General features: G+C 62.4%; 5 protein-coding genes. 2 read left to right on the forward strand and 3 right to left on the reverse strand.

Annotated features, from left to right (window positions below; translation table 11 throughout):
* The first annotated feature begins 68 nt into the window (after window positions 1–68).
* Window positions 69–392: a hypothetical protein gene (locus ACESNG_RS16950; RefSeq protein WP_373069925.1), complete on the forward strand. Its 324-nt coding sequence runs from the start codon at window positions 69–71 to the stop codon at window positions 390–392.
* Window positions 393–455: 63 nt separating this feature from the next.
* On the opposite strand, the gene ACESNG_RS16955 is transcribed toward ACESNG_RS16950, so the two are convergent.
* Both ACESNG_RS16955 and ACESNG_RS16960 read right to left on the reverse strand, forming a co-directional pair.
* Window positions 456–1,151, reverse strand: a complete 696-nt coding sequence (locus ACESNG_RS16955) for a TVP38/TMEM64 family protein (RefSeq protein ID WP_373060202.1) — start codon at window positions 1,149–1,151, stop codon at window positions 456–458.
* A gap of 98 nt (window positions 1,152–1,249) precedes the next feature.
* Entirely contained in the window at window positions 1,250–4,048 is a 2,799-nt protein-coding gene (locus tag ACESNG_RS16960) for a M14 metallopeptidase family protein (RefSeq protein WP_373060204.1), read from the reverse strand.
* Between the two features lie 198 nt (window positions 4,049–4,246).
* On the opposite strand from ACESNG_RS16960, the gene ACESNG_RS16965 reads away from it, so the two are divergent.
* Entirely contained in the window at window positions 4,247–4,741 is a 495-nt protein-coding gene (locus ACESNG_RS16965) for a hypothetical protein (RefSeq protein ID WP_373060206.1), read from the forward strand.
* A 133-nt stretch (window positions 4,742–4,874) separates the two neighbouring features.
* Here ACESNG_RS16965 and ACESNG_RS16970 read toward each other — a convergent pair.
* On the reverse strand, window positions 4,875–6,686 hold a 1,812-nt coding region (locus tag ACESNG_RS16970; RefSeq protein WP_373069927.1), incomplete at its 5' end, for a TonB-dependent receptor domain-containing protein.

Here is a 6,686-nt window from a genome sequence, read left to right on the forward strand (position 1 = left end):
ACGCGCGAGCAAGCAGTGGCCGTCCTCGAACTCGCCAAGGAGTTATTGCTCGCGCGCGCGGTTGCCTAATGCGGGTCCTGCTCGACGAGTGCGTCCCGCGTCGTTTCCGAAAGGCATTGCCGGGCGTTGTCGTGTCTACCGACCGCGACGAAGGTTGGACGAGTCTCCGCAACGGTGAGTTGCTGGCGGCGATGCGCACCGCCGGCTTTACCACGTTGGTGACCGTCGATCGCAACTCGACCTTCCAACAACACATTGCCGCGTCGGGAATCGCGGTGATCGTGATGCACGCGGTCACCAACCGCCTCCCGGAACTCGTTCCGCTCGGCCCTCGCGTTGTTGAGGCGATCGGGGTGACGCCCTTCGGAGCGAGAGCCCGCGTGAGTAGCTGACGGCACACCGCTGCCGACAGTACGTGTCGAGGTGCATCGCGTGACGGAGCAATTCCGCGCGGTCTACGCGCCGTGCTTAACCTCGGTCTCACGAATCGCCCGCTGCGTGATTCGGGCGAACAACAGTCCAAGGACCACGGTCGCGATCACGCCGAGCCCGAGCACCGGCATCGGCAACGCGCCTCTGCCATTCGCCGCTCTGGCGTCGGCTGCGCCGAGGGCCGCGTAGGAGGCAATGATCGGCAGCATCCCCGGTATCGCCATCACGAAGTCACGCGTGCGGACGCGGGTGACGCCGAGCGCGTAGTTTGACAGCACGAACGGAATCGCCGGTGACAAACGCAGCAGCAACATCAAGCGAAGTCCGTCGTTGCCGATCACGCGATCGACGGCCGAGAGGGTCGGGTTCGCGGCCACGCGCCGAGCGACGGTGCCGCGGAGAATCGTGCGCCCCAGCAGAAACGCCATCGTGCCGCCGATGATGGCACCCGTGAGCACCAGCGCACTGCCTTTCACCACCCCGAACACGGCGCCGGCAGCCATTGTAAGCAGAAAGGCTGGCAGCATGAGGATCACCACGCCGATGTACGCGATGACGAAGGCCAGCGGCGCCCACATGCCGAGCGTCTGTACCCACGTGGAAAATCCAGGCAGATACGGCGTCGCGAGCTGACCGAGGGCGAGAGCGGCCACGAGGGGCACTGCTATGCTGGCGGCGCGCAGCAGACCGGTGGAGGCGCGCTTGAGATCGGGAGGCATGACGCGGAATATACCGCAGGCCTGCATCGTGAAACGACAGCGGCCCCTGCGTGACGTACGCAGGGGCCGCTGTGTGTCATCGCCATCGACGCAACGACTTACTGCAGGGTCTTCGTGGGCCGCTGGAATCCGCCGTCGAGCGCGTTCAAAAACAGCTTGTACGTGCCGTGCGGCTGCGAACGGAAGAGAATTTCCGGTCCGAACAGCCAGAGCGTGCCTTTTCCCATCTTGGCTTCGGCCATCGCCACGCCGCCCTTCAGCAACTCCTGTCCCCACGCCCAACCGCTGGTGAGCGGCTTGTCGGTATCGAAGGTGGCGAGCACGCGCACACCCTTGGCCGCCGCGTCGGGACCAAGCTTCATGACCGGGCTGTTGTCGAACATCACGCTAGGACGCGGGTTCATGCCCGTGGCGATGGTGGCCGACGTATCGATGGCCACTTCGAGCAGCGAGCCGGGGATGTAGTACTTCTCACCCGCGTACGCACGCCCGTTGGCTTCGGCCATGTAGTTGTCGATAGGGAGCCCCATCGCCTTGCCGAGTCCGATCGACGAACCGATCGCGACGATGCGACCACCCGCCTCCACGAACGTCTTGAGCGCCGGCACCGACTTCTCGGGGCTGATGCGACCGATGGTGCGACGGAATTCCGCGGGGATGAGCGTGGTGTCGGGCGAGCCACCGAAGCCGCGGCCAGCGCCCGCTTCGGAGAACATGCCGTCGGTCACCACGAGCACGTCGTACTTCGCCTTGAGATTGCCCGCGTCCACATCCTGCGGATAAATCACCGTGAATGGGAACTCGAACTTCTCCAGAATCAGGCGCGTCCAGCCACTCGGCATGCTGCCGCCGTAGCGATCGATCAGCGCGATGCGCAGCGGCTGCACCGGCTGCGCCGAACTTGGCTTGCTGTTCGCGGCGGCGAAGTTCACGCCGAGGTCCTTGGCCGACTGTGTCACGACCTTATCGGCCGCACCACCGGCGGGAATGAACCAGCTACCGGCCGGCCACGTGGTGCCACCATCGGTGAACGCCGTGGGAATACGCGACGCCTTCACCTTCACCGCGGCCAAGCGGTTGGCCACGGTGGATGCGTCGTTCACTTCAGGACGAACGAAGTATCCGGCCTTGCCCTTCGCAATCGTACCCATCGGCATCGTCGTGACGCCCTTCACCTTTTCAAACGGACCCGTGAGGCCGTCGAGCACGCGCTCGAACTGGATGCCCATCTGGAAGGCGAGCGTCCAGCCGGCGTTGTCGTACGGAGGGATCGGCGGGCCACCCGGATAGCGGAAGTCATTCGGGTGATCCTGCGGTTCGAACATGTCGAGCACGTGCGAACGGAAGGCCTGGTTCGTCATCACGACCCACGAACCGGCCGGGAACGACTTGCCATTCGCGCTGAATGATCCGGTGGCGCGGTGCACCTGAATGCCGGAATACTGCAGCGCCTTGATGAATTTGGTCGCCGTCGGAAAATCATTCTGGGCGCTGCTGAGCACGTAGGCGCGCGGATCGCGGTTTTCCGGCTTCTTGAGTTCGGCCATGTAGCGATCGTTGGTGACCGCACTGCCGATGTTCGGTGCCGCTCCGCCGCCACGCGGGCCGCCGGCGCGATTGGCTTCCGGGCTCGCCGTGCCGCGGTCCTTCGTGATCTGCGCGATCATGGCATCGACGCGCTTGGGCGAGATCGTCCAGTTGTCCTTCGCACCGGCCTTGATCTGATCGGTGCCCATCACCCAGCGATTGAACAGGAACGTTTCGCGATAGCGCGACGCGAGATCGAGGAACGCGTAGTTCGCCGAGACCGAGTAGTCGACCGACTGACGAAAGTGCCATTCCTGCGGCGCTACCGGCAACGGCAAGTTGGCCGAACGCAACTGGCGATCGGGCACCAGCGACACGCGGATCGGCGTGGGACTGCCGATCGTTTCGGTGAGAATGCCGATCTGGTTGTGATAGTAGCCCACGGTGCGCATGCCGCCGTTCCACCACGTGCTGTAGTTCGAACCCGCGCGGAACGTAAGGCCCGGCTTGTGCTCGAGTACGAAGCGATGGTTCAATGCTGCGCCCACGAGATCGAGACCCGTGATCATGGCCGGATGGAACCAGTAGTTGGCCGGATCACGGTACGGCGGCGCCGCCATGATCGTGCCCGTGGGGCCGGTCTGGTGGTGGTTGTACATGATTTGGGGATTCCACTGCACGAACATCTGCTGCGACATGTTGCGCGTTTCGGCCAGCGCATTCATGTACGCATCACGATTGTTGTCATGACCCGCGTACTTCTCGTACAGCCGCGGAATGTTCGAATTGCGGCGCAGTTTGTCGGTCTCCTGCATGTACCAGTTCGAGACCAGCTCCATGCCATCCGGATTGGCGTGCGTCATGAGAATGATGCAGTCGTTCAGAATCCGCATCGTCTCATCGTCGGTGCGGCTGGCGAGCTGATAGAACGATTCCATGAGCTGCTGAGCGCCGAGCACTTCGGTCGCGTGCAGGCCCCCGTCGATCCAGAAGACCACCTTGCCTTCCTTCGCCAGCTTGGCCGCTTCCGCCGAGTCGATCCCGTCGGCCATCGCCAGACGGTTCGAGATTTCCTTGTAGCGCGCCAGACTCTTGAGGTTCGCCGGCGAGGAGACGATCGCCATGATCTGCGGCCGTCCTTCCTCCGTCATTCCGATCGTGTCGAGAATGACACGGTCGCTCTGCTTGGCGATGGTGGCGAAGAAGGCGTGCAGCCTGGTGTAATTGGGGAGCTCATAGTCGGCGCCGATGTCATGCCCGAAGAATTCTTTGGGTGACGTGAGGCGCGGCTGAGCCGGGAGCGTGGCCGGCAGGGCCGCCGCGAACAACATCGCGGTGGAGAGCCGGGTGGCACGACGCAGGCTGATCATGCGAGGGACGGGTGGGGAGGAGACTGGGACAGCCGGACTCGGCTGCCGGATTCTCCCGCGACGGGAGTCATCAGGCATACGATGGGGCCGGTTGTGGCGTTGGGCAAATCATTGTCGGAAACGACCAGTTCGATCAACTTTAGGGTATAAGAGGGCGTTCGTCCCTCAGTTCGTCATTTGGCCCTTTTCCCCACGACGATGACTTCGATCCGACTGACCGCTACGGCCGCCGCCTTGGCGAGCCTGTTCGCTACCGCTCCTCTGGCCGCACAGGCCAAGCCCCCGGTGGCGCCTCCGGCCGCCGGCCAGATGGACCATTCGAAGATGATGGACCATTCCAAGATGGATCATGGCGCGGCCAAGGCCGACGGCTGGAAGGAGCTCGATGCCTACCACATGCTCATGATGGCCACCTGGCACCCGGCCAAGGATAAGAACGACCTCGCACCGATCCGCGCCAAGGCCACCGAAATGGTGGCGTCGGCCAAGCTCTTGGCGGCGTCGAAGGGGCCGATGTCGTGCCAGAAGCCGGAGCTCTTGAAGGCACAGGCCGGCCTGCCGGTCGAGACCGAGAAAGTGGCGACGATGGTGGCGGCCAAGGCGGCCGATGCCGACCTCAAGGCGGGTCTCAAGGTGCTGCATGACCGTTTTGACGTGCTCGAAGAGTGCGCTGGCGCGGGGATGAAGCACTAAGTCCGCCGGACCGTTGAACTGATCAGACAGAGAAAAAGAGAAAAGGAGAACAGGAGGGCTTTTCCCCTCACGCTGTTCTCTTTTTCTCTGTGCGATCAGTTCCGAATGCGGTTCTACGTGATCCGTTCTGTCGCTAATACTTCCAGCTATAGCCCACCCGAACCACCTGCGTTTCGAGGTAGTCCGTACTCACCAGGCGGAACGTGGCGCCGTTGATCGTACGGCGCAGTTGCATCGTGTTCAGCAAATCCGTGGCGTTGACCGCGATCTCGCCTCGGCCATTCTGGACGGCCTTCCTCGCGCCGACATCGAGCGAGTACCGGCTTTCGATGCGCCCCTGCGGCAACAGGTCCGGTGCGAGATACACGCTCGACACGCGTGTGTCCCAGTTGTGCGGGAGCCGGATGGTCGCGTTCAGCTTCACGTTGCCCGACACGAGCCGCTGCCGATTGGCCGAGTACGTGACGGGCACCGGGTACTGATTGACCACCGTGAACGCCCCAAAAGTATTACGATAGATCGTGGCGTTGGTGTTCAACGAGAACCGCTTGGAGAAGGTCTGCTGCCACACGAACTCCGACCCCGTGTTCCAGCTGCGGCCAGCATTCTGAAACACGTTGTACAGCAGAACACTGCCCGGCGCTTGGGTCGCGATGCGAGTGATGGTGGCGTCGATCGAGCGGTGGAATGCGGCCGCATAGAAGCTGCCGCGTGACCAGTTTGTCTTGTAGCCAAGGTCTACCGACGTCGTGAACTGCGGCTGCAGCGCCGGGTTGCCCACCTTGATCAACTCGGGCTCGTCGTACTTCGGGAAAATACGAATATCCACTTCGTTCGGACGATCCACCCGACGATTGAAGAACAACGAGAGTTTGTGATCGTCGTTGAACTTGTACGCGGCGCGCACGTTCGGAAACGGCTCGGCGTAGCGATACCCGTCGCTCTTGTACGTGTTGTGATCCGGGTTCACCTCGTAGTCCACCAGCACCGTCTCGACGCGCAGTCCGCCCTCGAGTTCGACGTGCTGGCTCTCGAACACGTAGTTGGCGTAAAGCGCAGGAATCGTTTCGCGGTACGTGGCCATACCACCGGCGCCGGGGTCGAGCGGTGACCGTTCGCCCGGGAAGAACTGCATGTTCACGGGAATCGAGCGGTAGCGGCCCTTGAATCCGGCTTCCACGCGACCCTGCTTGAGCGGCTTGATATAGTCCGCGTTCAGGTCCACGATGTGCTCATCGGACAGCAGCTTGAAGGCATCCTGTCCAGTGAAGTTGGGCAACGTGTTCGTAAAGAAGTACTGCTCGTCTTCGCGGTGAAACGAGTAGTTGCTGGTGAAGTTCAGCGAGTGCCCCGCCTCGGGGAAACGGTGCGTGAAGACCGCGCTGCCGAACGCCGTGTACTTCACTTCGTCCTCCAGGAACTGCCACAGGCGATAGCGGTTGGTAAGGTTCCCTTCGAAGTACGGATTGTCGCCGTTGTCCAGGATCTTCTCCCGGTTGAACAGCCCCGATACACTCATCGAGTTTCGGTCATTGAACGCGTGATCCACGCCCGCGTTCAACGTGGCGTAGTCGGTGCGGCGATTACGCTTGATCTGCTGCTGGATCACCAACCCGTCGTTGTACGTGCGGGTCGAGAACTCGTTCTTTTGCAACGTCGGCGCATACAACCAGTCGCCTTGCAGGAAGCTGTTCGTCGCGCCGTTCCGATAGTTGACCGAAACCGAAGGATTGAACTTGGGGGTGTACTGGAATTGTGGCCGAATGGTGGGCAGGTTCTCGCGCTTCTCCCACAGTGCTCCGGCGCCGGCCATCAGGCCGACCTTGCCCGTAAGCCCCGTCTGCTCCTCCTTCTTGAGGATCAGGTTGATGATGCCGGCACTGGCATTGGCGTCGTACTTCGCGCCCGGGTTGTTGATGATCTCGATGCTTTGAATGGCCGACGC

It is taken from the genome of Gemmatimonas sp. (assembly GCF_041689975.1).
Classification (GTDB): domain Bacteria; phylum Gemmatimonadota; class Gemmatimonadetes; order Gemmatimonadales; family Gemmatimonadaceae; genus Gemmatimonas.

Excerpts from the sequence above, each read along its gene's own strand:
- ACESNG_RS16950 (WP_373069925.1), top strand. The coding sequence starts at position 69 with ATGCGGGTCCTGCTCGACGAGTGCGTCCCGCGTCGTTTCCGAAAGGCA.
- ACESNG_RS16955 (WP_373060202.1), bottom strand. The coding sequence starts at position 1,151 with ATGCCTCCCGATCTCAAGCGCGCCTCCACCGGTCTGCTGCGCGCCGCC.
- ACESNG_RS16960 (WP_373060204.1), bottom strand. The coding sequence starts at position 4,048 with ATGATCAGCCTGCGTCGTGCCACCCGGCTCTCCACCGCGATGTTGTTC.
- ACESNG_RS16965 (WP_373060206.1), top strand. The coding sequence starts at position 4,247 with ATGACTTCGATCCGACTGACCGCTACGGCCGCCGCCTTGGCGAGCCTG.